The 25444-nt window shown below is 74.9% G+C and carries 23 protein-coding genes; 4 read left to right on the forward strand and 19 right to left on the reverse strand.

What is annotated here, in order from left to right; translation table 11 throughout:
- Window positions 1-175 precede the first annotated feature (175 nt).
- The 8 genes from ACI79A_RS13530 to ACI79A_RS13565 are packed head-to-tail and all read right to left on the reverse strand — an operon-like array spanning window position 176 to window position 9190.
- Complete coding sequence (locus ACI79A_RS13530; RefSeq protein ID WP_457083950.1) at window positions 176-775, reverse strand: Trp biosynthesis-associated membrane protein; 600 nt, start codon at window positions 773-775, stop codon at window positions 176-178.
- Window positions 772-2271 carry an anthranilate synthase component I gene (locus tag ACI79A_RS13535; protein ID WP_457083952.1) on the reverse strand — a complete coding sequence of 500 codons (1500 nt, stop codon included), beginning with the start codon at window positions 2269-2271 and terminating at the stop codon, window positions 772-774. The genes ACI79A_RS13530 and ACI79A_RS13535 overlap by 4 nt, the downstream gene beginning before the upstream one ends.
- A complete protein-coding gene (gene hisI, locus ACI79A_RS13540) occupies window positions 2258-2626 on the reverse strand; it encodes a phosphoribosyl-AMP cyclohydrolase (protein ID WP_457083954.1) in 369 nt (122 codons plus the stop codon). Before hisI ends, ACI79A_RS13535 begins: the two co-directional genes overlap by 14 nt.
- Before the next feature lie 49 nt (window positions 2627-2675).
- Window positions 2676-3344 (reverse strand): hypothetical protein, encoded by a 669-nt coding sequence (locus ACI79A_RS13545; RefSeq protein WP_457083956.1) that lies wholly within the window; start codon window positions 3342-3344, stop codon window positions 2676-2678.
- On the reverse strand, window positions 3341-4996 hold the full coding sequence (locus ACI79A_RS13550) for an FAD-binding dehydrogenase (protein WP_457083958.1): 1656 nt from the start codon (window positions 4994-4996) through the stop codon (window positions 3341-3343). Before ACI79A_RS13550 ends, ACI79A_RS13545 begins: the two co-directional genes overlap by 4 nt.
- Entirely contained in the window at window positions 4980-5507 is a 528-nt protein-coding gene (locus tag ACI79A_RS13555; RefSeq protein ID WP_457083960.1) for a hypothetical protein, read from the reverse strand. Before ACI79A_RS13555 ends, ACI79A_RS13550 begins: the two co-directional genes overlap by 17 nt.
- 30 nt (window positions 5508-5537) lie before the next feature.
- Window positions 5538-7379 carry an ABC transporter ATP-binding protein gene (locus ACI79A_RS13560; protein WP_457084048.1) on the reverse strand — a complete coding sequence of 614 codons (1842 nt, stop codon included), beginning with the start codon at window positions 7377-7379 and terminating at the stop codon, window positions 5538-5540.
- 5 nt (window positions 7380-7384) lie between these two features.
- Entirely contained in the window at window positions 7385-9190 is a 1806-nt protein-coding gene (locus ACI79A_RS13565; protein WP_457083962.1) for an ABC transporter ATP-binding protein, read from the reverse strand.
- A 150-nt stretch (window positions 9191-9340) separates the two neighbouring features.
- Here ACI79A_RS13565 and ACI79A_RS13570 point away from each other — a divergent pair, with 150 nt between their 5' ends.
- Window positions 9341-9970: a TIGR03085 family metal-binding protein gene (locus ACI79A_RS13570; protein WP_457083964.1), complete on the forward strand. Its 630-nt coding sequence runs from the start codon at window positions 9341-9343 to the stop codon at window positions 9968-9970.
- Between the two features lie 135 nt (window positions 9971-10105).
- Here the strand turns inward: ACI79A_RS13570 and hisF are convergent, their stop codons facing one another.
- The 3 genes from hisF to priA are packed head-to-tail and all read right to left on the reverse strand — an operon-like array spanning window position 10106 to window position 12011.
- Window positions 10106-10900: an imidazole glycerol phosphate synthase subunit HisF gene (gene hisF, locus ACI79A_RS13575; RefSeq protein WP_457083966.1), complete on the reverse strand. Its 795-nt coding sequence runs from the start codon at window positions 10898-10900 to the stop codon at window positions 10106-10108.
- The gene (locus ACI79A_RS13580) at window positions 10897-11289 is read right to left on the reverse strand and encodes a RidA family protein (RefSeq protein ID WP_457083968.1); all 393 of its coding nucleotides are present in this window, start codon (window positions 11287-11289) and stop codon (window positions 10897-10899) included. Before ACI79A_RS13580 ends, hisF begins: the two co-directional genes overlap by 4 nt.
- Window positions 11286-12011 (reverse strand): bifunctional 1-(5-phosphoribosyl)-5-((5-phosphoribosylamino)methylideneamino)imidazole-4-carboxamide isomerase/phosphoribosylanthranilate isomerase PriA, encoded by a 726-nt coding sequence (priA, locus tag ACI79A_RS13585; RefSeq protein WP_457083970.1) that lies wholly within the window; start codon window positions 12009-12011, stop codon window positions 11286-11288. The genes ACI79A_RS13580 and priA overlap by 4 nt, the downstream gene beginning before the upstream one ends.
- Window positions 12012-12071: 60 nt before the next feature.
- Here priA and ACI79A_RS13590 point away from each other — a divergent pair, with 60 nt between their 5' ends.
- Both ACI79A_RS13590 and ACI79A_RS13595 read left to right on the forward strand, forming a co-directional pair.
- The gene (locus ACI79A_RS13590; protein ID WP_457083972.1) at window positions 12072-12671 is read left to right on the forward strand and encodes a nitroreductase family protein; all 600 of its coding nucleotides are present in this window, start codon (window positions 12072-12074) and stop codon (window positions 12669-12671) included.
- Window positions 12672-12687: 16 nt separating this feature from the next.
- Window positions 12688-13452: an SDR family NAD(P)-dependent oxidoreductase gene (locus ACI79A_RS13595; protein WP_457083974.1), complete on the forward strand. Its 765-nt coding sequence runs from the start codon at window positions 12688-12690 to the stop codon at window positions 13450-13452.
- Between the two features lie 4 nt (window positions 13453-13456).
- Here the strand turns inward: ACI79A_RS13595 and ACI79A_RS13600 are convergent, their stop codons facing one another.
- The 6 genes from ACI79A_RS13600 to hisD all read right to left on the reverse strand — a co-directional run bounded on the left by ACI79A_RS13600 (window position 13457) and on the right by hisD (window position 19707).
- Window positions 13457-15757: a M28 family peptidase gene (locus ACI79A_RS13600; RefSeq protein WP_457083976.1), complete on the reverse strand. Its 2301-nt coding sequence runs from the start codon at window positions 15755-15757 to the stop codon at window positions 13457-13459.
- A gap of 65 nt (window positions 15758-15822) precedes the next feature.
- A complete protein-coding gene (gene hisH / locus ACI79A_RS13605) occupies window positions 15823-16461 on the reverse strand; it encodes an imidazole glycerol phosphate synthase subunit HisH (protein ID WP_457083978.1) in 639 nt (212 codons plus the stop codon).
- 52 nt (window positions 16462-16513) lie between these two features.
- The gene (locus ACI79A_RS13610) at window positions 16514-16690 is read right to left on the reverse strand and encodes a hypothetical protein (protein WP_457083980.1); all 177 of its coding nucleotides are present in this window, start codon (window positions 16688-16690) and stop codon (window positions 16514-16516) included.
- 4 nt (window positions 16691-16694) lie between these two features.
- Entirely contained in the window at window positions 16695-17291 is a 597-nt protein-coding gene (gene hisB, locus ACI79A_RS13615; protein ID WP_457083982.1) for an imidazoleglycerol-phosphate dehydratase HisB, read from the reverse strand.
- The gene (locus ACI79A_RS13620) at window positions 17288-18409 is read right to left on the reverse strand and encodes a histidinol-phosphate transaminase (RefSeq protein WP_457083984.1); all 1122 of its coding nucleotides are present in this window, start codon (window positions 18407-18409) and stop codon (window positions 17288-17290) included. The genes hisB and ACI79A_RS13620 overlap by 4 nt, the downstream gene beginning before the upstream one ends.
- Window positions 18406-19707, reverse strand: coding sequence for a histidinol dehydrogenase (hisD, locus tag ACI79A_RS13625; RefSeq protein WP_457083986.1), 1302 nt, complete (start codon window positions 19705-19707; stop codon window positions 18406-18408). Before hisD ends, ACI79A_RS13620 begins: the two co-directional genes overlap by 4 nt.
- Window positions 19708-19854: 147 nt before the next feature.
- Between hisD and ACI79A_RS13630 the strand changes: the two genes are divergently transcribed.
- The gene (locus tag ACI79A_RS13630) at window positions 19855-20784 is read left to right on the forward strand and encodes an LON peptidase substrate-binding domain-containing protein (RefSeq protein ID WP_457083988.1); all 930 of its coding nucleotides are present in this window, start codon (window positions 19855-19857) and stop codon (window positions 20782-20784) included.
- Window positions 20785-20849: 65 nt separating this feature from the next.
- Here ACI79A_RS13630 and ACI79A_RS13635 read toward each other — a convergent pair whose 3' ends face one another.
- Together ACI79A_RS13635 and dnaE are read right to left on the reverse strand one after the other, a co-directional pair.
- The gene (locus ACI79A_RS13635) at window positions 20850-21533 is read right to left on the reverse strand and encodes a DUF2567 domain-containing protein (RefSeq protein WP_457083990.1); all 684 of its coding nucleotides are present in this window, start codon (window positions 21531-21533) and stop codon (window positions 20850-20852) included.
- Between the two features lie 150 nt (window positions 21534-21683).
- Entirely contained in the window at window positions 21684-25247 is a 3564-nt protein-coding gene (gene dnaE / locus ACI79A_RS13640; protein ID WP_457083992.1) for a DNA polymerase III subunit alpha, read from the reverse strand.
- Window positions 25248-25444 lie beyond the last annotated feature (197 nt).

Genomic DNA, 25444 nt, shown 5'->3' on the forward strand with positions numbered 1-25444 from the left:
CACCGGGAGTCGGTGAGATCACTGTAGAGGCGCCCCCCGGGGCCCTCGGCCGGGGGCCGGGCGCCGTGCTGGAACGGCTCCGGTGTAAGGCCGCACGGCGACGAGGGGGACCCCGTCCTCGTCGTCCCACGCATGCTCCGGCGAGCCTCGGGACGGGCCCGGGGCACCGGGGTTCTCACTCCGTCGGGTCCTCGCCCCGGTCCAGCGCCTTCCAAGCGGCCTGGTGGCGGTCCTCGTCGGTGGCCGGGCGGGCCGGCGCGGCACCGGCGGTCGTGCGCTCGTACCGCCGGCCCATGCCCGGCCAGCTCCCGCCACGCAGCACCACGAACACCCCGACCAGGAGGGCCAGGACGCCCGCGGCGACGGTGACCGCCGGCCAGCCGGCCGCCACGTCGACGGTGACCGGGCCCGCTCCCCGGCCGACCGCGGGCAGCTCGGTCGAGATCTCCTCGAGCCCACCGCCCAGCGCCCGGACGCCGGACCAGGCCAGCGCACCCCCGGCGGCGGCGACGAGCAGGCCGACGACCGCACGGGCCGTACCGCGGACGGCGATCACCGCCACGGCGGCGGCGAGCAGCAGCAGCCCGCAGGCGGCGACCAGCGGCGCCGCGTCCGCGCCGGTGAGCACCGCCGTGGTGGGCGGCAGGGGTGGTTGGCGGACGATCGTGACGTCGGCCCACGGCTGCCCGGACGCCGAGAGCGCCAGCCCGCCGGCCAACGCGCTGCCGAGCACCGCGACCGTGAGCTCCCGCCGCGCCCCGGAGGTGCTGCTCACGGGAGCTCCCGCAGCCCCTCCGCCGTCGCGATCGCCGAGAGCACCGCGCGCGCCTTGTGCCGGGTCTCGGCCTCCTCGGTGGCCGGGTCGCTGTCGGCGACGATCCCGGCGCCGGCCTGCACGTAGGCCCGGCCGTCGTGCAGCACGGCGGTGCGGATGGCGATCGCCATGTCCATGTCGCCGCTGGCGTCGACGTAGCCGACAGTGCCCGCGTACAGCGCCCGCCGGGTCGGCTCCAGGGACTCGATGACCTCCATCGCCCGCGGCTTGGGCGCCCCCGAGACGGTGCCGGCCGGGAAGGTCGCGTCGAAGACGTCGAGGGCGTCGCGGCCCGGGGACACCTGCCCGGCGACGGTCGACACCAGGTGCATGACGTGGCTGTAGCGCTCCACCCGCATGAAGTCCGCCACCTCCACCGAGCCGGGCACGCACACCCGGCCGAGGTCGTTGCGGGCCAGGTCGACGAGCATCACGTGCTCGGCGCGCTCCTTGGGGTCGGCGAGGAGCTCCTCGGTGAGCCGCACGTCGTCCTCCGGCGTCGCGCCGCGGGGGCGGGTGCCGGCCGGCGGGTGCACCACGGCCCGCTCCCCCGTCACCGTCACCAGCGCCTCCGGTGAGGAGCCGACGACGTCGAACGGCGACTCCCGGCCGGCGAAGCGCAGCAGGTACATGTACGGCGAGGGGTTGCTGGCCCGCAGCACCCGGTACAGGTCCAGCGCATCGACGTCGGTGGCCAGCTCGAAGCGCTGGGCGAGCACGGTCTGGAACACGTCACCGGCCCGCACGTGCTCCCGCACCCGCTCCACGCCGGCCTCGTACTCCCCCGGCGCCATGTTGCTGCTGACCGGCGGGGCATCGGCGGTGGTGAGCGTCGCGACCGACGGGGGCACCGCCGAGGTCAGGTCCGCGGCCATCGCGTCGAGCCGGGCGACGGCGTCGTCGTGGGCGTCCGGCCCGGCGGCCAGCGCGTTCGCGATGAGCAGCACCGTGCCGTCGGTGTGGTCGAGCACGGCGAGGTCGGTGACCAGCATCAGCGCGAGCTCGGGCATCCCGAGGTCGTCGGTGCTGGTCTCCGGCAGCCGCTCCAGCCGGCGGACGACGTCGTAGCCGAGGTAGCCGACCAGCCCGCCGGTCAGCGGCGGCAACCCGGGCGTGCGCGGCGAGCGGAGCCGCCGGGCCAGGGTGCGGACGGCGGCCAGCGGGTCGGCGGGCAGGTCGTCGGTGAGCCCGGGCAGCGGGTCGCCCACCCACGTCGTGGCACCGTCGCGCTCGGTCAGCGTGCCGGCGCTGCGCACCCCGACGAAGCTGTACCGGGACCACTGCTTGCCCTGCTCGGCCGACTCCAGCAGCACCGTGCCGGGCCGGTTGCGGGCCAGCTTCCGGTACAGGCCGACGGCGGTCTCGCCGTCGGCCAGCAGCCGGCGGGTGACCGGCACGACCGGGGCGGTCGCGGTGAGGAACTCCGCCCGCGAGGGCGTGGTGTCACCGAGCCGCACCGGGCACCTCCAGCGGACGGTGGAAGCAGCTGCGCTCGCCGGTGTGGCAGGCGGGACCCTCCTGGTCGACCAGGAGCAGGAGCGCGTCGCCGTCGCAGTCCAGCCGGACGTCGCGCACCCACTGCCGGTGGCCCGACGTCTCCCCCTTGACCCAGTACTCCTGCCGGCTGCGCGACCAGTAGGTGGCCCGGCCGGTGGTCAGCGTGCGGCGCAGCGCCTCGTCGTCCATCCAGGCGACCATGAGCACCTCGGCGGTGTCGTGCTGCTGGACGACCGCGGCGACCAGGCCGGCGGGGTCGCGGCGGAGCAGGCCGGCGACCGCCGGGTCGAGCCGGGGACCGGAGGGGGCGGACATGCCGTTGATCGTCCCACCCGGCCGCGAGCGCGCCGTCAGCCCCTGCGCATCAGCCCTCGCGACTCGCGGCCGCCCGCTGCCAGGCGACCGCGTCGGGGAGGACGGTGAGCCCGGCGGCGGCGATGCCGAGCGCGCCGTAGACCACCGGCAGCACCACCACGGCCTCACCGATCGGCGCGGTGGTGCTGGTCAGCACCACCACCCAGTAGACCGAGAGGCACAGCTGGCCGGCAGCCGCTGCCCACAGCCACTCCCGGCGTCCGCCGGACAGCGCGGTCAGCCCGCCGACCACGAAGAGCGCGACGACGAGGAGCTGCACCAGGGCGATCCACGGCCCGATGCCGGCCGAGGGCCCGCGGGTGACCGCCAGCAGCGCGCTGAACGCCATCGCGTAGACGGTGCCGACGAGGGTGAGCAACGCCGAGCCGAAGGCGAGCACCGCCGCGCCGACGACGACGCCGGGACGGCGGGGTCCGCGGGCGAACGGCGGCGCGTAGCCGCCCCAGCCCGGGTACGGCGGCTGGCCCGGGTACGGCGGCTGCCCGGGGTACGGCGGCGCCCACTGCGGCGCCGGGCCCCACTGCTGGTGCGCCGCCGGCGGCGGCCCCCACGGCTGCGGCGACCCCGGCTGCTGGTCCCACGGCTGCCCGGTGGGCGGCGGCCCACCGTAGGGCGGCTGGCCGGGCGGGGGGACGGCGTCCCAGTCCGGAGAGCTCACAGGCTCGCCGCCAGCGCCCGGCCGGCGACCCGGCCGGAGAACAGGCAGCCGCCCAGGAAGGTGCCCTCCAGCGACCGGTAGCCGTGCATCCCACCCCCGCCGAAGCCGGCGACCTCCCCGGCCGCGTACAGGCCGGGGAACGGCTCGCCGTCGGCACGCAGCACCCGCCCGGCGAGGTCGGTCTCCAGCCCGCCCAGGGTCTTGCGGGTGAGCAGGTTGAGCCGGACGGCGATCAGCGGGCCGGCGTCGGGGTCGAGCAGCCGGTGCGGGGCCGCGACCCGGATCAGCTTGTCGCCGAGGAAGGAACGGGCCTGGCGGACGGCGGTGACCTGGGCGTCCTTGGTGAACCGGTTCGCGACCTCCCGGTCGCGGGCGACGACCTCCCGCTCGACGGTCGCCAGGTCGACGTGCGGGGTGTCGCCGGTGAGCCGGTTCATCCCGGCGACCAGCTGCGGCAGCGTGGGGGCGACGACGAAGTCCTCGCCGCGGTCCAGGAAGGCCTGCACCGGCGCGGCGGCGCCGCTGCGCACCCGGGTGAGCAGCAGCTTCAGGTCCTTGCCGGTGAGGTCGGGGTTCTGCTCGGAGCCGGAGAGGGTGAACTCCTTCTCCACGATCTTCCGGGTGAGCAGGAACCAGGTGTGCTCGTGCCCGGTCGTGCCGATGTGCGCGAGCGTGCCGAGGGTGTCGAAGCCGGGGAACAGCGGCACCGGCAGCCGGGTGCCGGTGGCGTCCAGCCAGAGAGAGGAGGGGCCGGGCAGGATCCGGATGCCGTGCCGCTCCCAGACGGGCGAGTGGTTGGCGATCCCCTCGGTGTAGTGCCACATCCGGTCGGGGTTGATCACGGAGCCGCCGGCGGCCTCGGTGATCTGCAGCATCCGGCCGTCGACGTGCGCGGGGACGCCGGAGAGCAGCCGCTGGGGCGCCGGGCCGAGCCGGGCCGGCCAGTTGCGCCGGACCAGGTCGTGGTTGGCGCCGATGCCGCCGGCGGCGACGACGACGGCCTGCGCGGAGAGGTCGAACTCCCCGACCTCGACCCGCGAGCTGGCCACCCCGCGGGCGACGTCGCTGGGCTCGAGCACCGCGCCCCGGACGCCGGTGACCGCGCCGTCGGTGACGACCAGCCCGTCGACCCGGTGCCGGTGGCGGACGTCGACGAGCCCGCGGCCGGCGGCGGCGACGACCCGTTGCGCGAAGGGGGCGACCACCCCGGGGCCGGTGCCCCAGGTGACGTGGAAGCGGGGCACCGAGTTGCCGTGGCCGGTGGCGGTGTAGCCGCCGCGCTCGGCCCAGCCGACCACCGGGAAGAAGCGCACGCCCAGGCCGTGCAGCCAGGCGCGCTTCTCCCCTGCGGCGAACCGCAGGTAGGCCTCGGCCCACTGCCGCGGCCAGTGGTCCTCGGCGCGGTCGAACCCGGCGGTGCCGAACCAGTCCTGCCGGGCGAGCTCCAGGGAGTCGCGCACCCGCAGGCGACGCTGCTCGGGGGTGTCGACGAGGAACAGCCCGCCGAAGGACCAGTGCGCCTGCCCGCCCAGCGACGTCGCGGGCTCCTGGTCCAGCAGCAGCACCCGCTTGCCGGCCTCGGCCAGCTCGGCCGTGGCGACCAGCCCGGCCAGCCCCGCTCCCACCACGATCACGTCAGCGTCGGTGCTCACCACCGCGACGGTAGCGGGCGCGCGGCGCGGAGGGCGCCCGACAACCCGCGCGGGCCCATTCCCGCACCGGGCGCTGCGCGGCGAGCACCAGCCCACCCAGCGGCCCGACGGCCAGCAGCAGCGGCGAGGCCGCCGCCGAGCCGCCACCGAGCAGCCCGAAGAGGCCGGCGAGCAGCAGCAGCCCGATCAGGGGCAGCAGGCAGGCCAGCAGGAGCAGCAGCCAGCCGGGCAGCGGCCCCAGGCCGGTGCCGCGCCAGACCAGCACCGCCCCGAGGACGGCGAGGGCGGCCAGCGCCACCGGCCCCGGCAGGTGCCAGCCCCAGCCGGGGTCGGCTTCCCACAGCAGCCAGCCCAGCCACAGGTCCTCGACGGCGACGAGCAGGCCGAGCACCGCCGCGAACGGGGCGGCCTGCGGCCGGGTGGGTGCGGCGGGCGCGACGGTGAAGCCACGGCCGACCGGCCGGCGAGGCTGGGGCTGACAGGAGCGGGCCTGCGGCCGGGACGACGGCATGCCCGGAGGGTAGGACGACCCCCCTGACGCTCAGCTGGGCAGCGGCTGGACGGCGGCTGCCGGTTCCGGCTGCCGACCGGAGCTGCGCCGCCAGGAGGCGTGCAGCCGGGCGTAGGGACCCTCGCTGTCGACCAGCTCGGCGTGCGTGCCGCGCTGCACGACCCGGCCGGCGTCGACGACGAGCACCTCGTCGGCCCGCTCCGCCGTGGACAGCCGGTGGGCGATGGTCAGCGTCGTCCGCCCGTCGGTGAGCGCGTCCAGGGCCCGGGTCAGCCGCATCTCGGTGGCCGGGTCGACGGCGCTGGTCGCCTCGTCGAGCACCAGCAGGTCGGGGTCGGCGACGTAGGCGCGGGCGACGGCGACCAGCTGCCGCTCGCCCGCGCTGAGCGACTCCCCGCGCTGGCCGACCGGGGTGGCCACGCCGTCGGGCAGGCCGGCCACCCAGTCACCCAGGCCGAGCTCGTCGAAGGCGGCGCCCACCTGGGCGTCGGTCGTGCCGGGCCGGCCGTAGCGGACGTTGTCGGCTACCGTGGCGTCGAAGAGGAAGCCGTCCTGGGGCACCATCACCACCCGCTGGCGGAGCGAGGCGAAGGCGACCTCGTCCAGCGGGACCCCGCCGACCAGCACGCGTCCCTCCGTGGGGTCCATCAGCCGGGTGACCAGCTTGGCGAAGGTGGTCTTGCCCGAGCCGGTCTCCCCGACGATCGCCACCCGGGTGCGCGCGGCGATCGTCAGGTCGACGTCGTCGAGCGCCTTGGCGCCGCCGGCGGCGTAGGCGAACGAGACGTGCTCGAACCGCACGTCCAGGGAGCCGGGGGGCAGTGACCGCCCGCCCTCGGGGTCGCGGACGTCGGGCTCGGTGTCGAGCACGTCGAGCACCCGGCGGAACCCGGCGACGGCGTTCTGCGCCTCGTTGAGCACCTCGCTGGCGGTCTGCACCGGCGCCACGAAGAGGGTGACCAGGAAGAGGAAGGCGACCAGGGTGCCGGCGCTGATGTCCCCGGCGACGCCCAGCAGCACGCCGACGACCACGACCGCGGCGTTGGCGACCGCGGCCACCAGCTCGCCGCTGACGTAGACGCCGGCGGTGACCTTCTGCGCGTCGACGGAGGCGCGGTAGTGCCGGTCGATGGCGCGGTCGATGCGGGCCGCCGTCCGGGCCCGGATGCCGTAGGCGCGCACCGTGGGCGCGCCGACGACGGACTCCCCGACGGCGGCCAGCACGTCCCCGACCCGCTCGCGCACGACGCCGTAGGCCGCGGCCAGCCGCTTGGCGAACCACTTGACCGCGATCGCCAGCGGCACGAAGCAGGCCAGCACCAGCAGGGTGAGCTGCCAGGAGTAGACCGCCATCACCACGGTGGCGACGACGAGCTGGCCGACGCTGACCAGGCCGAGGACACCGCCCCACTGCATGAACACCGACAGCTGGTCGATGTCGCTGGTGACCCGGGAGACCAGCGAGCCGCGCCGCTGACCCTGCTGGTGGAGCACCGAGAGGTCGTGCACGTGCCGGAAGGCGCGCACCCGGAGCCCGGCGAGCGCGGTCTCGGTGGTGCGGAACAGCCGCACGTTCATCCGGTAGACCGCGACACCGGTGACGACCACGACGACCGCGGAGACGAGCACCAGCTCGCGGACCAGCGGGATGTCCGGGCCACCGGGCGCGCCGAGCCCGCGGTCGAGCACCTGCTGGACGGCGATCGGCACGACCACCCGGCCGGCGGTGGCGATCAGCGCGAGCAGGAAGGTGACCGGCAGGCCCTGGCGGAACTCCGGCATCATCCGCAGGCCGCGGCGGAGGGTGGCGGTGGCGCTCTCCGGCCGGCGGTCGGCGGCCAGCACGACGTCGCCGTCCCCGGGAGTCTCCATCGTGCTCACGCCTGCGCCTCCGCGGGTGCGCGATCGGCCGCTGGGTCGCCGGGCTCCTGGTAGGCGCGGACGAGCCGCGCGTAGCCGGGCACCTGCGCGAGCAGCTCGGGGTGGCTGCCGCGGGCGACCAGGCGCCCGCGCTCCAGCCAGACGACCTCGTCGGCAAGGGCGATGGTGGCCTGGCGGTAGGCGACGACGACGACCGTGGCCGGGCGGTCGGCGGCGCGCAGCGCGTCGAGGATGCGGGCCTCCACGGCGGGGTCGACGGCGCTGGTGGCGTCGTCGAGCACGAGCAGCCGGGGCCGGCGGACGACGGCGCGGGCCAGGGCGAGGCGCTGGCGCTGGCCGCCGGAGAGGCTGGCGCCGCGCTCCCCGACCCGGGTGTCCAGGCCGTGCGGGAGCCGGGCGACGAAGTCGTCGGCCGCGGCGATCCGGAGCGCTTCGTGCACCTGCGCGTCGGTGAAGTCGCCGCCCAGGGTGATGTTGTCGCGCACGGTGTCGTCGAAGAGGAAGGTCGACTGGGCCACGAACGCCACCTGGTCGCTGACCTCGCCCTCGCGCAGGGTGCGCAGGTCGACGTCGTCGAGCAGCACGTCCCCGCGCTGCGGGTCGACCAGGCGCACGAGCAGGCCGGCGAGGGTCGACTTGCCCGCGCCGGTGGGCCCGACGACGGCGAGGGTGCGGCCGGCGGGCACGTCGAAGGTGACGTCGTCCAGCGTCGGCCGGGGGGCGCCCGCGTAGCCGAAGCCCACCTCACGCAGGCCGACGGTGGCGCCGCGGTCACCGTCGGGCGCGGCGTCCGGGCCGTGCGGGATCTCACCGGTGGCCTCCAGCACCGGCGTGACCCGGTCCCAGCCGGCCAGCGCGCGCGGCAGGTCGGCCAGCACCCAGCCGATGGCGCGGATCGGCAGCGCCAGCAGCGTGAACAGGTAGGCGATGGAGACCAGGTCACCGGCGCCGGTGGCACCGGCGGCGACGCGCTCGGCGCCGACCAGCAGCACGGCGAGGGTGCCGAGGTTGGGCAGGGCCTCCATGAGCGGGTCGAACAGGCCGCGCACCCGGCCGACGGCGACCAGGCTGTCGCGGAGCTCGTCGGCCCGGGAGCCGAAGCGCGCGGTCTCGTCGGCCTCCCGACCGAGGGTCTTCACCACCAGGGCGGCGTCGAAGCTCTCGTGGGCGATCTCGCTGACCTCGGCGCGCAGCTGCTGAGCGCGGGCCATCCGCGGGCTCATCACCTGGCTGTAGACGGCGTTGATCACGAAGACCAGCGGGAAGACGACGAAGCCGACCACCGCCAGCAGCGGGTCGGTGAGGACCAGCGCCGCGATGGTGATCGCGATCATGACCAGCGCGCCGCAGGCGAAGGGCAGCGGGGCCACGAAGAACCAGGCGGCCTCGACGTCGGAGTTGGCGTTGGACAGCAGCTGCCCCGTCGGGTGGCGCTGGTGCCAGGACAACGGCAGCCGCAGGTACTGGCCGGTGACCCGCCGGCGGTACTCGGCCTGCAGCCGGTAGCTCATGATCCCGGCGAAGAGCCGGCGGCCGAGGATGCCGACGATCTTCAGCAGGGCGACGACGACGATCACCAGCGCGGCCAGGGCGAGGGCGCCGGCGGTGGTGTCGCCCTCGTCGAGGGCCGGGAGCAGCACCCGCTCGGTGATCCCGCCGATCACGTAGGCGCTGGCGACGGTCATCGCGCCGTAGAGGCTGCTGCCCAGCACGGCGAGGGTGAAGATGCCCGGCTGCCCGGCGATGGCCCGCCCGACGTGACGGACGCCGCGGCGGACCACGGCGTCTCTGCGGCGCGGCACGGGGCCTCCTGTCGGTGGTGCGGGCGGTGTCCGCAGCGTACCCGGGTTGTTTACCCGGCCTAATCGGTTTCCGGGCCCGGCCGTCTCGCTCCGGACCCCACCGTCTCGTTCCGGGCCCCGTCCGGAGCGGAGCTGGCATAGCCTCGGGGCGTGCCTCTTCCCTCCGTGCCCGTGTCCCGGTCGGAGCGAGCGGCGCTGGCGGACCTGCTCGAGGAACTGGGTCCCGACCAGCCGACCCGGTGCGCCGGGTGGACCACCCGCGACCTCGCCGCGCACCTGGTGGTGCGCGACCGCCGCCCGGACTCGATGCCCGGGTTGGCCGTCGGTGGGCCGTTCGCGACGTGGACCCAGCGCGTGCAGCAGCGGACCGGCGCCGCCCGCGACTGGCCCGAACTGGTGGCCGCGCTCCGCTCCGGACCACCGAGGTGGCTGCCGGGGTCCTGGCCGGTGGTCGACCGGCTGCTGAACACCACGGAGCTGGTGATCCACCACGAGGACGTGCGGCGCGCCCAGCCGGACTGGTCGCCGCGGGAGCTGCCCCGCGACGTGCAGGACCAGCTGTGGAAGGCCGTGCCGTTCCTGGCCCGGGGCCGGGAGGCGGCTCGCACCGAGGGTGGGGTGATGGTGCGCCGCAGCGACGTCCCCGACGGCGCCCCGGGCAGCGAGCGGCGGCTGCGCAAGGGCACCCCGACCACGACCGTGGTGGGTGCCCCGCTCGAGGTGCTGCTCTGGGTGAGCGGCCGCCAGGACGTCGCCTGCGTGGACCTGACCGTCGAGTGACCGCCGCGGCGGTCGATCAGCGGGTCCCCGCCAGGTGACGGCGAGGGCTGGGGCGCTCCGCTGAGCACTGTGCGCCGAGGGTTTACTCCGGCTGCGGGATCGGCCCGGAGTGCACAGTGCTCCGGGGTACGGCGCTCAGCGCAGCGGGTGGTCGGTCTCCTGGCGGATCGGTGCCCCGGCGGCGGTCAGGCCGGCCTTGACGTCGCCGACCCGCAGCTGCCCGAAGTGGAAGACGCTCGCGGCGAGCACCGCGTCCGCGCCGGCCTCGACCGCGGGCGGGAAGTGGTCGACCGCCCCTGCTCCCCCGCTGGCGATCAGCGGCACGGTGACCTCGCGGCGCACCGCACGGATCAGCTCGGTGTCGAAGCCGGCCCGGGTGCCGTCGGCGTCCATCGAGTTCAGCAGCACCTCGCCGACCCCGAGCTCGGCGGCCTGCACGACCCACTCGACGGCGTCCCGGCCGGTGCCCCGGCGGCCGCCGTGCGTGGTGATCTCGAAGCCCGAGTCGGTGACCGCGCCGTCGCGCACCCGGCGGGCGTCCAGCGACAGCACCAGCACCTGGTTGCCGAACCGGTCGGCGATCTCGGCGATCAGCTCCGGCCGCGCGACGGCGGCGGTGTTCACCGCGACCTTGTCGGCGCCGGCGCGCAGCAGCTTGTCGACGTCGCCGACGCTGCGCACTCCCCCGCCGACGGTGAGCGGGATGAAGACGCTCTCCGCGGTGCGCCGGACCACGTCGTAGGTGGTCTCGCGGTCACCGGAGCTGGCGGTGATGTCCAGGAAGGTCAGCTCGTCGGCGCCCTCGGCGTCGTAGACCCGGGCCATCTCCACCGGGTCGCCGGCGTCGACGAGGTCGACGAAGTTCACGCCCTTGACCACCCGGCCGGCGTCGACGTCCAGGCACGGGATCACGCGGACCGCGAGGCTCATGCCCCTGCTCCCCGGACGGCGTCGGCCTCGATCTCCACCAGCATCGCCGGGTCGATCAGGGCAGCCACCTGCACCATCGCGGTGGCCGGCCGGACCAGGCCGAAGAACTCCCCGTGCACCCGCCCGACCTCCTCCCAGCGGCTGATGTCGGTGACGTACATCCGGGTGCGCACGACGTCGCCGAGGGTGAAGCCGGCCTCGTCCAGCGCCCGCTGGATCCCGCCGAGGGCCACCCGGGTCTGGCCGGCGGCGTCCCCGGGGTACGCCACGACGCCGTCGGCGCTCGCCGTCGTCCCGCTCACCCAGGCGCTGTCGCCCGCGACGACGACCCGGCTGTAACCGACGACGTCCTCCGACGGCGCGCCGGAGCCGATCCGCAGGGCGCTCACTCGGCGGTCACCGCGAGCGCCTCGGGCAGGGTGAACGCCCCGGCGTACAGCGCCTTGCCGACGATCGCGCCCTCCACACCCACCTCGGTCAGCCCGGCGAGGGCGCGGATGTCGTCGAGGGAGCTGACGCCGCCGGAGGCGACCACCGGGCGGGGGGTGGCCGCGCAGACCTCGCGCAGCAGGTCCAGGTTCGGGCCGCGCAGGGTGCCGTCCTTGGTGATGTCGGTGACGACGTAGCGGGCGCAGCCCTCCTCGTCGAGCCGGGCGAGGGTCTCGTAGAGCTCGCCGCCCTCCTTGGTCCAGCCCCGGGCGGCCAGCCGGGTGCCGCGCACGTCCAGGCCCACGGCGATCCGGTCGCCGTGCTCGGCGATCGCCCGGGCGCACCACTCCGGCGACTCCAGCGCCGCGGTGCCCAGGTTCACCCGCCGGCAGCCGGTGGCCAGCGCGGCGGCGAGCGACTCGTCGTCCCGGATGCCCCCGGACAGCTCCACGTCGACGTCGAGCTCCCCGACCACGCGGGCCAGCAGCTCACGGTTGGAACCCCGCCCGAACGCGGCGTCGAGGTCGACCAGGTGCACCCACTCCGCCCCGTCGCGCTGCCAGGCCAGCGCGGCCTCCAGGGGGTCGCCGTAGGAGGTCTCGCTCCCGGCCTCCCCCTGCACCAGACGGACGGCGAGGCCGTCGGCGACGTCGACGGCGGGGAGCAGCTGCAGCTTCGGCACGGGTCCAGCCTAGGGAACACCGCCGACGGGCCCGTCGGACCGCTGCGGCAGGGTGTCCGCATGGAGTTCAGGGACGTCGTCCGGCGCCGCCGCATGGTGCGCGACTACGACCCCGACCGGCCGGTGCCGCCGGAGGTGCGCGACCGGTTGCTCGACCACGCGATCCGGGCGCCGTCGGCCGGGTTCAGCCAGGGCTGGGCGTTCCTGGTGCTGGAGACCGCCGAGGAGCGCGACCGGTTCTGGGCCGCCACCACCGACGGCGGCACCCCCGACGGCTGGCTGACCCGGATGCGGCGGGCGCCGCTGCTGATCGTGCCGTTCTCGTCCAGGGACGCCTACCTGGACCGGTACGCCGAGCCCGACAAGGGCTGGACCGACCGGGACGGGGCCCGCTGGCCGGTGCCGTACTGGCACGTCGACGCCGGCATGGCCTCGCTGCTGATGCTGCTCACCGCGGTCGACGAGGGCCTGGGCGCCTGCTTCTTCGGCGTACCGCCGGAACGGGTCGCCGCCCTGCGCGCCGCGTTCGGCGTGCCCGACTCCCACAGCCCGGTGGGGTGCCTGTCGATCGGCTACCCGGGCGGGGAGGACCGGCGGTCACCGTCACTCAGGCGGGGTCGCCGCGGCCTGGACGAGGTCGTGCACCGCGGCAGCTGGTGACTGGTTGACTGCTCCCGTGGCTGACGAGCAGACCTCCCGCGCCGTGCTGGTGACCGGCGCCTCCCGCGGCATCGGCCGCGCCATCGCGCTGGCCTTCGCCGCCCAGGGCGACCGGGTGGCGGTGCACTGGGGCGGCTCCCGGGAGCGCGCCGAGCAGGTGCTGGCCGAGCTGCCCGGCGCGGGGCACGTGCTGGTCCAGGCCGACCTCACCGACCCGGACGCCGTCGGGCGGATGGTCGACGAGGCCGCCGCGGCGCTGGGCGGCCTCCACGTGCTGGTGAACAACGCCGGCGTCTTCACCGCGCACCCGCCGCTGGAGACCGGCTACGACGAGTGGCAGGCGGCCTGGCAGCACACCCTGGCGGTGAACCTGGTGGGCCCGGCCAACGCCACCTTCCGCGCGCTGCCGCACCTCATCGCCGCCGGTGGCGGTGCTGTCGTCAACGTCTCGAGCCGGGGCGCCTTCCGCGGCGAGCCGAACAACCCGGCCTACGGAGCGAGCAAGGCCGGGCTCAACGCCTTCGGCCAGTCGATGGCGCTCGCGCTGGCGCCGCACGGCATCTCGGTGGGCACCGTGGCGCCCGGGTTCGTGCAGACCGAGATGGCCCGTGAGGTGCTCGACGGCCCGGGTGGGGACGCGGTGCGGGCGCAGTCCCCCTACGGCCGGGTCGCCCGGCCCGAGGAGGTCGCCTCGGCGGTGCTCTGGCTCGCCTCACCGGGGGCGCGGTTCTCCACCGGCACGATCATCGACGTCAACGGCGCCAGCTACCTGCGCAGCTAGGGCCTCACGGCAGCGTCTCCGCCGTCGACACCACCAGCAGGTCCGAGGTGTGCGTGCCGGCGATCCCGACGTCGTCCGGCCGTCCCGCGAAGCCGGGCACGTCGGCCAGCCCGTCGGTGCCGTCCAGCGCGCGCACCGTCACTGGCCCGTCGCCGGCCAGCCGGAAGGTGGCGGTGACCCCGTCGGCCGGCGGCGCGTGCACCGTCACGGTCAGCCGCTGCTCCCCCAGCACGCTGCCCGGCACGTCGCGCCCGAGCACCCCGCCGCCGGTCACCTCCGCACCGGAGACGTCGAGCACCAGCAGCCGCGCGTCGCGCTCGGAGGTCACCCGCACGGTCACCTCGCGGCCGCCGTGCACCGGCGTGCTCGTGGCCGCCACCCCGGGCGCCGGCAGGTCGGCGGCCTCGGCCGGGCCGGTGGCGACGTCCCCGGAGAAGACCGGGAAGGCCTCGGTCAGCCCTCCCGGGTCGGCGTCCGGCCCGGCCACGTACTCCGCCGTCCAGGGCACCGGGTCGTCCTCGGTGCTGATCCACCAGGCCTCCCCCGAGTCGGCGTCCAGGGCGTACATCAGCTGGGTCGGCGCCGGGTGCTCGGCGTCGAACCGGTCGACCACCAGCCCGGTGACGAGCAGCGCGGCGGCCACCCCGACGGCCACCCCGGGCACCAGCACCACGGCACGCCCGCGGGTCGGCGCGGCGGGGAAGAGCAGCTCGAACACCGGCAGCAGCACCAGCGCGAGCAGCACGGTGAACAGCGCCGGCGCCGCACCGGTGGCCAGGCCCAGGGCGGGGAAGAACAGCGCGATCGTGGGCGCGAGGACCAGCACGGCGGCCGCTCCGGCCCCCAGCGCCGCCACTGGCCGCACCCGACCCGGCCGGGCCAGCACCGCGACCACACCGGCCAACGCCGCGACGAGCGCGGGAACGGCCGCCAGGTAGGAGCCGCCGGGGGCCACCACCGCCAGCACGACGCCCAGCACGGCGAGCCAGCCGAGCCCGCCGGCGGCCAGCGCGCCGGCGCCCACCCGCCGGCGCAGCAGCGCGTACCAGGCCAGGACGACGGCGAGCACGAGCACCACCACCGCGCCCCGGTACCAGCCCGGCCGCCAGGGGTCGGTCATCCCGCCGTACCCCGGGCGCACCGCCACCAGCAGGGCCCACACCCCCTGGGCGGCCAGCGGCGCGGTGACCACCGGGACCACGGCCAGGGCGAACCCGGCCAGGGTGCGGCGCAGTGGCGTGCCGGCCCGCTGCTTCAGCACGACGGCGAGCGCGCCGACCGCTCCGACGGCGAGCAGCGCGACCGGCCACACCGTCCAGCCGGGCACGCGCAGCAGCCGGCCCAGCACCGGGAAGTAGGTCGCGTCCCCGGCCGCGGGCTCGGCGAGCTCGTCCAGGTCGGCCTGCGCCAGCTCACGGGTGAGCGCCAGGGTGTTGTCACCCACCGCCTGCAGGCTGCCGCGGTTCATCCGCGACGGCGTGTCCAGCGGCGTGTGGTAGGCCGCCGACCCGTCGATGTAGGCGGTGTTCAGCCCGGTGAAGCGGCCGCTGTCGAGGAACGGGCTGAAGTCGGTGTCGTTGGGCAGCAGCCGGTAGACCTCGACGGCGAAGCTGGTCGCCACCGGGTGCGGCGCCGCGCCGGCGAACACCCCGGCGAGCGCTGCGTTGCCGGTGGCCGTCTCGAACATCACCGGCGGGCCGCCGGTCCCGCGGGCCTCCAGGTTCAGCACCACCCCGCCGTCGTCGGCCAGCGGGTGGTCGCGGACGAACGCCTCGGCGCCGCAGAGGCAGGCCTCCTCGGCGTCGGTGAGCACGACGACGATGTCGTTGCGCAGCCGGGGCCCGGTGGTCAGCGCCCGGACCGTCTCCAGCACGGTGGAGACCCCGGCGGCGTCGTCGTTGCCGCCGGGCCCGTTCTCGACCGAGTCGTAGTGGGCGACCAGGAAGAGCCGGCCGCTGGGGTCGGTGCCGGGCAGCAGGCCCACGACGTTGCGGACCCGGGCGACCTCGAGCTCGCCGGGGCCGCCGGGGTTCGCGCCGACCGCGTCCTGCACCTGCGGGTCCAGCCCCAGCTCGGTGAGGCTGTCGACGAGGTGCTCGCGCACCCGGTCGTTGGCCGGGCTGCCGGTCACGTGCGTCTCGGCGGCGACCGTCTCGACGTGCTCGAACGCCCGCGCCGCGCTGAATGCACCGGCCGGGGCGTCGGCCGGGGCGGGGTCCGGCGGTTGCAGGACGGCGATGCTCAGCGCGGCCAGGGCAGCAAGGAGCAGCAGGACGACCAGGCCGAGCAGGCGGGCGGACCGCACGGGACACCTCCGACAGACGTGGGCCGGATCACCCTAGGGGTGACCTGGCCCACGCCGGGGGGACCTCAGTCGAGGGTGTCGAGCCAGTTCGTCAGCAGCTGGGCCCCGGCGTCGCCGCTCTTCTCCGGGTGGAACTGGGTGGCCGACAGCGGCCCGTTCTCCACCCCGGCGACGAACCGGTCGCCGTGCTCGGCCCAGGTGACCGCCGGCGGCGTGAGCCGCCCGGTGACCCCGGCCTCGGCGAGCGGGAACTCGCGGACCCCGTAGGAGTGCACGAAGTAGAAGCGCTGGTCCGCCAGCCCCGCGAAGAGGGTCGAGCCCTCCGGCGGCTGGACGGTGTTCCAGCCCATGTGCGGCAGCACCGGGGCGTGCAGCTGCTCGACCACGCCGGGCCACTCGCCGCAGCCGTCGGCGTCCTGGCCGTGCTCGACGCCCCGCTCGAAGAGGATCTGCATGCCGACGCAGATGCCGAGCACCGGCCGGCCGCCGGCCAGCCGCCGGCCGATCACCTTCGGACCATCGACGGCGCGCAGCCCGTCCATGCAGGCGGCGAACGCACCGACACCGGGGACGACGAGCCCGTCGGCGTCCAGCGCCGCCTGCGGGTCGGCGGTGACCGTGACGTCGGCACCTACGCGGGACAGCGCCCGCTCGGCCGAGCGGAGGTTGCCCGACCCGTAGTCGAGCACGACGACCTTCTTCACAGCACTCACGCTACCCAGCAGCCCCGCGCGGTCCGTCGGCATTCCCGGCGGGTCAGACCAGCCGGAGCACGCCGGCGGCCGTCGCCAGCAGGGCGGCGACCAGCAGCAGCACGGCGAACGCCACCTGCACGCCGGTCCGCCCGTCGGTGTCGGAGTCGGCCTTGAAGATGCTGTAGGCGCCGCCGAGCAGGAAACCGCCGACGATCATCAGCACGATCCCGAAGTTCATCCGGTTACAGCGCGCCCTTGGTGGAGGGGACGTCGCTGACCCGCGGGTCGATCGCCACCGCGGTGCGCAGCGCGCGGGCGAGCGCCTTGAACTGCCCCTCGACGATGTGGTGGGCGTCGCGGCCGGCGTAGAGCACCCGCACGTGCAGGGTGATCCGGGCGTTGAACGCGAAGGACTCGAGCACGTGCTTGGTCAGCGACGTCGGGTAGTCCGGCCCGATCATCGGCGTCATGGTCTCGGGTTCGGCGTGCACGAAGTACGGCCGGCCGGACAGGTCGACGGCGGCCTGCACCAGCACCTCGTCCATCGGGATGGTCGCGTCGCCGTAGCGGGTGATCCCGCGCTTGTCGCCCAGCGCCTCGGCGAAGGCCTGGCCCAGCGCGATCGCGACGTCCTCGACGGTGTGGTGGGCGTCGATGTGCAGGTCGCCGTCGGCGTGCACGGTCAGGTCGATGCCGCTGTGCTTGGACAGCGCGGTGAGCATGTGGTCGTAGAACCCGACCCCGGTGGCGACGTCGGACGTGCCGGTGCCGTCCAGGTCGAGCTCGACGACGAGCTTGGTCTCGCTGGTGGCCCGCTCGACGCGTGCAGTGCGGCTCATGAGCTCGAGTCTCCCTCAGTGGTGCGGTGGTCGGCGGCGATCTCACCCAGCGCGGTGAGGAACGCGTCGGTCTCCTCGGGGGTGCCGGCGGTGACCCGCAGCCAGCCGGGCAGCCCGACGTCGCGGACCAGCACGTCCCGGTCCAGCAGCGCCCGCCAGGCCGCGGACGCGTCGGCGAACCGGCCGAAGAGCACGAAGTTCGCGTCGCTGGGCACGCTGGTCAGCCCCAGGCCGGGCAGCGCCGCGACGATCCGGTCGCGCTCGGCCTTGACCGCGTCGACGGTGGCCAGCAGCGCGTCGGTGTGCGCCAGCGCCGTCCGGGCGGCGGCCTGGGTGAGCGAGCTCAGGTGGTAGGGCAGCCGGACCAGCTGGACGGCGTCGACCACCGCCGGGTCGGCCGCCAGGTAGCCCAGCCGCAGCCCGGCCATCCCGAAGGCCTTGCTCATGGTGCGGCTGACCACCAGCCTCGGCCGGCCGGCCAGCAGGGTGAGCGCCGAGGGCGTGCCGGCGCGGGCGAACTCGGTGTACGCCTCGTCGACGACCAGCACCCCGGGGGTGGCGTCGTACAGCTCGGCGATGGTGTCCAGCTCGACGGCGGTGCCGGTGGGGTTGTTCGGGCTGGTCACGAAGACGACGTCGGCGGCGACCTCGCGCACCTGGGCGGCGGCCCGCGCGGGGTCGATGGTGAAGTCCGCCCGGCGGTGCCCGTCGACCCAGCGGGTCGCGGTGCCGGCGCTGATGATCGGGTGCATCGAGTACGACGGGGTGAACCCCAGGGCCGTCCGCCCGCTGCCGCCGAAGGTCTGCAGCAGCTGCTGGAGCACCTCGTTGGAGCCGTTGGCCGCCCACACCTGCGCCGGGTCGACCGGCACGCCGCTGGTGCGGGTCAGGTAGGTGGCGAGGTCGGCCCGCAGCGCGGTGGCGTCGCGGTCGGGGTAGCGGTTGAGCCCGGGAGCCGCCTCGGCGAGCGCGGTGGCCAGGTCGGCCAGCAGCGGCGCGGGCAGCGGGTACGGGTTCTCGTTGGTGTTCAGCGCGTGCCGCACGGCCAGCTGCGGCGCGCCGTAGGGCGTGCGGCCGCGGAGCTCCGGGCGCAGCGGCAGGTCGTCCAGGGACGTCATCGGCCGCGGGCCCGGACGGCGGCCGCGTGCGCCGGCAGGTCCTCCGCTCCGGCCAGGGCGTCGATGTGCCCGGCCACCTCGGCCAGCGCCTGCTCGTCGTACTCGACCAGGTGGATGCCGCGCAGGAAGGTCTGCACGCTCAGCCCGCTGGAGTGCCGGGCGCAGCCGCCGGTGGGCAGCACGTGGTTGGAGCCCGCGGCGTAGTCGCCCAGGGACACCGGCGCCCACGGCCCGACGAACACCGCGCCGGCGTTGCGGACCCGCAGGGCGACCGCGCGGGCGTCCCGGGTCTGGATCTCCAGGTGCTCGGCGGCGTAGGCGTCGACCACGGCGAGGCCGGCGTCCAGGTCGTCGACGAGGACGACCCCGGACTGGCTGCCGCCCAGCGCCGTGGTGATCCGGTCGCTGTGCTTGGTGGCCGCCACCTGCGCGGGGAGCAGGTCGACGACCGCGTCGGCGAGCTGCTCGCTGGTGGTGACCAGCACCGCACCGGCCAGCGGGTCGTGCTCGGCCTGGCTGATCAGGTCGGCGGCGACGTGCACCGGGTCGGCGGTGTCGTCGGCCAGCACGGCGACCTCGGTCGGGCCGGCCTCGGAGTCGATGCCGATCAGCCCGCGCAGCAGCCGCTTGGCCGCCGTCGTGTAGACGTTCCCCGGGCCGGTGACCATGTCGACCGGCGCGCAGTCGCCGGCGCCGTAGCCGAACACGGCGATCGCCTGGGCCCCGCCGACGGCGTACACCTCGGTGACGCCCAGCAGCGCGCAGGCGGCGAGCACGCCCGGGTCGGGCAGCCCGCCGTTGTCCCGCTGCGGTGGGGTGGCCACCGCGATCGACTCGACCCCGGCGATCTGGGCCGGGACGACGTTCATCACCACCGAGCTCAGCAGCGGCGCGAGCCCACCGGGGACGTACAGCCCCACGCGGCGGACCGGCACCCAGCGCTCGGTGACCGTGCCGCCCCGGACGACGTCGGTGGTGACGTCGCTGCGCCGCTGGTCGGCGTGCACCCTGCGGACCCGGGCGATCGACTCCTCGAGCGCGGCGCGCAGGGTGGGGTCGATGCCGGCCAGCGCCTCGTCGAGGGCGGCCTGCGGAACGGTGAAGTCCTCGGCGTCGACGCCGTCGAACCGGGCGGTGATCTCGCGGACGGCCTGGGCACCGCGCAGGCGGACGTCCTCGCAGATCGGCCGCACGACCGCGAGGACCGAGTCGATGTCGGTGGCGGCGCGGGGCAGCAGGTGCGCGAGCTCACGCGGCCCGGGCAGCGCGGACCCACGCAGGTCGATGCGGGCGAGCACGAGGCACCTCCGGGGAGCGGTGAACGGCCTGTCAAGCGTAGTCGGCGGGTCCGACGCCCCCCGGTGGAGCCGGTCGGAGGCCTCCACCGGGGTGGAGCCGCCCGGTGTGGTCAGGTCCCCGGGCCGCCGTGCCCCTAGGCTCCCGGTGTGGGCGAGAGCCGTGCGGTGATCCCGCTGTTCCCGCTGGGGACCCCGCTGTTCCCGGGCGTCGTGCTGCCGTTGCAGATCTTCGAGCCGCGGTACCGCCGGCTGGTCGCCGAGCTGGGTGCGCTGCCCGAGGGGCCCGAGCGCCGGTTCGGCGTGGTCGCGATCCGCCAGGGCTGGGAGGTCGAGCAGGTCGCGCCGACCGAGGCGCTGTTCGACGTGGGCTGCACCGCGGTCCTCCGGCTCATCTCCCCCCGGCCCGACGGTGGCTACCGGGTGGTGGCCGTGGGCGGTGAGCGCTTCCGGTTGCTCGACGTGCTGCTCCCCGACCCGGACAGCGGCGAGCCGCCCTACCTGCGCGCCGAGGTCGAGTGGCTGGTCGAGGAGGAGGCCGCCGAGGAGGCGGCCGGGGACTCCGAGGCCGCCGGCGAGGGGCATCCGGCGGCCCTGACCGCCGCCGGCCCGGTCGACGGGCCCGCGGACGACCGCGCTGACGAGCTGGTCACCGACGTCGCCCGTGCTTCGCTGGAGCTGCTGGCGGGCAACGTCCGGGAGCTGTTCGCCCGCTACGTCGCCGACGTGGCGGTACGCCAGGGTGGCGGCGTCGGCGCGCTCCCGGAGGACGTGCTCGACGCGCTCACCGGGAACGCCGGCGACGGCGACGGCGACGCCGACGCCGACGGTGAGGACCTCGACCCGACCGGGGCGGCTGTGCGTGAGGTCAGCGACGACGCCCAGGGGCTGTCCTGGCTGGTCGCCTCGGCGGCGCTGCTCACCACCGACGACCGCCAGGCGCTGCTCGCGGAGTCGGCGACCCGTCGCCGGCTGACCATGGAGTCCCGGCTGCTCCGCCGCGAGCTCACCCTGCTGCGCACGCTGGGCGCGGTGCCCGTACCGCTGGCCCAGTTCGCCAGCCCGATGACCCCCAACTGAGGAAGGACCCGTCCACGTCACCCCTCGCCAGCTCGGGGGGGCTTCGGGACGGGGCGAGCGAGGCGTCAGGCCCGCGGGCGAGGGGGCGGGACCGGTGGCAGTGGTGGCCGGCCGGCCGGCGGCAGCTGGGCCACCGGCTGGTCGACCGGTTCGGCACGGCCCAGGTCGTCGCGCGCGGTGAGGGCAGTGGCCACCAGGTAGACCAGCACGGTGACGAACGGGCCCACGGCCAGGGCAGCGGTCGCCCCCAGCTCGACGCCGGTGGTCACCGTCGCGCCGACCCGGCCCAGCTCCTCCTCGGTCGGCCCGGGGGCCAGCCACTCCCCCAGCTGCCAGGCCACCAGGCCGGCGGCGAGCGTGCCGGTGGCCAGGCCGGCGAGCAGCATCACGCCGCGCCGGCGCCGCCACAGCCAGCCGGCGATCCCGGCAACCAGGCCCAGCCCGGCGAGCAGCAGGACGAAGACGCCGTCATCGGCCATGAACAGCTCGTTGGACGGCGCCGGGCCGACCGGCACCACGTCGGTGTCGGTGACCCGGAACTCCGCCCGCGGGGCGAGCCAGAGCCACAGCCCGCCCACGGGCAGACCGGCGACGGCGAGCGCCCCGACCGCCAGCAGCGCGGCAGGCAGGTCGGCGCGGCTGTCACGCAGCCCGGGCACGCCCGCCCGGTGGGCCGCGAGGGGGACGCCACCCCCGGCCGGCGGTGCCCACGACGACGGCGGCACGGGGCCGGGGGTGGAGGTGGTCACCGCTCCATCCTCACCCGCGCCGCCCGGCCGGTCCCGACGGCCCCGTCCAGAGGCTCGCGCCGAGCATGCGAGGCATGAGGCGCGGCCCCCGTGCGGGGTCCCGCCGCGAGCTCGCGAGTGGCGGCGGGCACGGGGGTCCTTCCACCTTCCTCACAGCAGGGCGACGCTGGTCGGCCCCAGCAGGGCCTTGATGTCGCCCATGAGCGCGGTGCTCGGCTGGACGCGCAGGCCCTGGTCCAGCCGCAGGACGGTCTCCCGGCCCCCGTTGAGCAGCTTGAGCTGCACCTCCGTGGTGCCGGGGTGGCTCCCCAGCACCTCGCGCAGTCGCTCCACCACCGGCGGGGTGCACCGGGTGGCGGGCATGGAGACCAGCACCGGGCCGCGCGGCCCCTCGGTGAGCTCGGGGATCATGACCTCGGAGCCGAACAGCGAGGGGGTGTCGTCGCGGCGGCTGATCCGCCCCTTCACCACCACGATCTGGTCGCGGACCACCTTGTCCGACACCTGCTGCCAGGTCTTGGGGAAGAACAGCACCTCGATGCCGGACTCCAGGTCCTCCAGCGTGGCGATGGCCCACGGGGCGCCCTGCTTGTTGGTGCGGGGCCCGACGGCGGTGAGGATGCCGGCGATGGTGACGTTCGCGCCGTCCTCGACCCCGCCGGAGACGATCTCGGCGATCGCCGTGTCGGCGTGCGAGGTGAGCACGTGCTCGACCCCGTGCAGCGGGTGGTCGGAGACGTAGAGGCCCAGCATGTCGCGCTCGAACACCAGCCGCTCGGCCTTGGACCAGTCGGCGGTGGGGATCGGGATGTCCAGCGCGGCGCTCAACGGGTCGGCGACGTCGCCGTCCCCGTCACCGAAGCTGCCGAACAGGTCGAACTGCCCCTCGGCCTCCTTGCGCTTGAGGCTCATCGCGGAGTCGACGGCCTGCGCGTGGATCGCCGCGATGCCCTGGCGGGAGTGGCCGAGCGAGTCGAACCCACCGGCCTTGGCCAGGGACTCGATCACCTTCTTGTTGCAGGCCACCGTGTCGATCTTGCGCATGAAGTCGGCGAAGTCCTTGAACGCACCCTTCTCCTCCCGCGCCCGCACGATCGACTCGACGACGTTGGTGCCCACGTTGCGCACCGAGGCCAGGCCGAAGCGGATGTCGTTGCCGACCGCGGTGAAGTCCCAGGAGGACTCGTTGACGTCCGGCGGGAGCACCTTGATGCCCATCCGGCGGCACTCGGCGAGGTAGACCGGGCGGCGGTCCTTGTCGTCGCCGACGCTGGTGAGCAGCCCGGCCATGTACTCGGCCGGGTAGTTCGCCTTGAGGTAGGCGGTCCAGTAGGAGACCAGGCCGTAGGCGGCCGAGTGCGCCTTGTTGAAGGCGTAGTCGGCGAAGGGCACCAGGATGTCCCAGAGCGTCTTGACCGCGGCGGAGGAGAAGCCGTTGGCCTTCATCCCGGCCTCGAAGCCGACGAACTCGGCGTCCAGCACGGACTTCTTCTTCTTGCCCATCGCCCGGCGCAGCAGGTCGGCCTTGCCGAGGGAGTACCCGGCGACCTTCTGCGCGATCGCCATGACCTGCTCCTGGTACACGATCAGGCCGTAGGTCTGGCCGAGGATCTCCTCGAGCGGCTCGGCCAGCTCGGGGTGGATCGGGGTGATCTCCTGCTGGCCGTTCTTGCGCAGCGCGTAGTTGGTGTGCGAGTTCGCGCCCATGGGGCCGGGCCGGTAGAGAGCGCCGACGGCGGAGATGTCCTCGAAGTTGTCCGGGCGCATCAGCCGCAGCAGCGACCGCATCGGGCCACCGTCGAACTGGAAGACGCCGAGGGTGTCACCGCGACCGAGCAGCTCGTAGGTCTTCTTGTCGGTGAGGTCCTTGCTGATCTCTTCGAGGTCGACCGGCGCCTTGCCGTTGCGCTCGATGTTGCGCAGCGCGTCGTCGATGACCGTGAGGTTCCGCAGGCCCAGGAAGTCCATCTTCAGCAGGCCGAGGGTCTCGCAGGTCGGGTAGTCGAACTGCGTGATGATCGCGCCGTCGGCCTCCCGGCGCATGATCGGGATGCTGTCGATCAGCGGGTAGCGGCCGATGATCACGCCGGCCGCGTGCACACCCCACTGCCGCTTCAGGCCCTCGAGCTTGCGCGCCTGGTCGACCACCTCGGCGGCGCCCGGGTCGGACTCGTACCGGGCGCGGAACTCTGCCGCCTCCTTGTACCGGTCGTGCTTGGGGTCGAAGATCCCCGACAGCGGGATGTCCTTGCCCATGACGCCGGGCGGCATCAGCTTGGTCAGCTCGTCGCCCACCGAGTAGGGCCGGTCGAGCACCCGGGCGGCGTCCTTGATCGCGGCCTTGGCCTTGATGGTGCCGTAGGTGACGATCTGGCTGACCCGCTCCTCGCCGTACTTCTGCGAGACGTACTGGATGACCTCGCCGCGGCGGCGGTCGTCGAAGTCGATGTCGACGTCGGGCATCGAGACGCGCTCGGGGTTGAGGAACCGCTCGAAGATCAGCCCGTGCTGCAGCGGGTCGAGGTCGGTGATCCCCATCGCGTACGCGGCCAGCGAGCCCGCGGCCGAACCACGGCCCGGCCCGACCCGGATGCCGTTGTCCTTCGCCCAGTTGATGAAGTCGGCGACCACGAGGAAGTACCCCGGGAAGCCCATCTGGGTGATGATCCCGACCTCGTAGTCGGCCTGCTTGCGCACGTGGTCGGGGATGCCGTTCGGGTACCGCTTGTGCAGCCCACGCTCGACCTCCTTCACGAACCAGGAGGTCTCGTCCTCGCCCTCCGGCAGGGGGAACCGGGGCATGAGGTCGGCGCCCTCGGTGAAGCTGACCTCGCACTGCTCGGCGACCAGCAGCGTGTTGTCGCAGGCCTCGGGCATGTCGCGGAACAGCGCGCGCATCTCGGCGGCGGACTTGAGGTAGTAGCCGTCGCCGTTGAACTTGAAGCGGTTGGGCTCGTTGAGCCGCGAGCCGGTCTGGATGCACAGCAGCGCGTCGTGCGCGTCGGCGTCCTCCCGGCGGGTGTAGTGCAGGTCGTTGGTGCCCAGCAGCGGGATGCCGAGGTCCTTGGCGATCTCCAGCAGCGCGGGCTTGGTCTTCTTCTCGATGGCCAACCCGTGGTCCATCACCTCGGCGTAGAAGTTCTCCCGCCCGAAGATGTCCTGGAAGTCCGCCGCGGCCTGGCGGGCGCGGTCGACCTTGCCGGCGCGCAGCCACATGTTGACCTCACCGGAGGGGCAGCCGGTGGTGGCGATCAGGCCCTTGCCGTACTTCTCCAGCAGGTCGCGGTCGAAGCGCGGCTTGCGGTACTGGCCCTCCAGGCTGGCCAGCGAGGAGATCCGGAACAGGTTGTGCATGCCCTCGGTGGTGCGGGCCAGGAGGGTCATGTGGGTGTAGGCGGCCTTGCCGCGGTTGGACCCGCCGTCACCCTCCTCGTCGATCAGCTTGTCGCCGAAGTCGAACGGGGCGCGGTCGAACCGGGACCCGGGGGTGTAGTAGCCCTCCATGCCGATGATCGGCTTCACCCCGGCGGACTTCGCCTGCTTGTAGAAGTCGTAGGCGCCGAACACGTTCCCGTGGTCGGTCATCGCCAGCGCCGGCATGCCCTCCTCGGCGGCGGCCGTGGTCACCTCGCCCAGCTTCGCGGCCCCGTCGAGCATCGAGTACTCGGTGTGCACGTGCAGGTGCACGAAGTTCTCTGACGGGGCGCTGCTCACGGTGCGGGGTGCTCCTCACGGGTCGTGCGACCGCCTGACCACCAGCGGGTGGGCAGGGGCGGCGGGTCGAGCTGGGTGACCGGCGGGGAAGGCCGTTCCGGGCGGTGCTGTGCTGCTGGCGTGTTGAGGTGCTCGGGAACGGCGTCCGGCGACTCCGATCCTCGCATCGCGGAGGTCTACCAGCGAGCACCGACAGG

The organism is Modestobacter sp. SYSU DS0657, from assembly GCF_054050925.1.

What these genes read in the sequence shown, in the direction of transcription:
- hisI (WP_457083954.1), bottom strand. Translation starts at nt 2,626, where the DNA reads ATGTCCGCCCCCTCCGGTCCCCGGCTCGACCCGGCGGTCGCCGGCCTG.
- ACI79A_RS13555 (WP_457083960.1), bottom strand. Translation starts at nt 5,507, where the DNA reads ATGCCGTCGTCCCGGCCGCAGGCCCGCTCCTGTCAGCCCCAGCCTCGC.
- ACI79A_RS13560 (WP_457084048.1), bottom strand. Translation starts at nt 7,379, where the DNA reads ATGGAGACTCCCGGGGACGGCGACGTCGTGCTGGCCGCCGACCGCCGG.
- hisF (WP_457083966.1), bottom strand. Translation starts at nt 10,900, where the DNA reads ATGAGCCTCGCGGTCCGCGTGATCCCGTGCCTGGACGTCGACGCCGGC.
- ACI79A_RS13590 (WP_457083972.1), top strand. Translation starts at nt 12,072, where the DNA reads ATGGAGTTCAGGGACGTCGTCCGGCGCCGCCGCATGGTGCGCGACTAC.
- ACI79A_RS13610 (WP_457083980.1), bottom strand. Translation starts at nt 16,690, where the DNA reads ATGAACTTCGGGATCGTGCTGATGATCGTCGGCGGTTTCCTGCTCGGC.
- hisB (WP_457083982.1), bottom strand. Translation starts at nt 17,291, where the DNA reads ATGAGCCGCACTGCACGCGTCGAGCGGGCCACCAGCGAGACCAAGCTC.
- ACI79A_RS13620 (WP_457083984.1), bottom strand. Translation starts at nt 18,409, where the DNA reads ATGACGTCCCTGGACGACCTGCCGCTGCGCCCGGAGCTCCGCGGCCGC.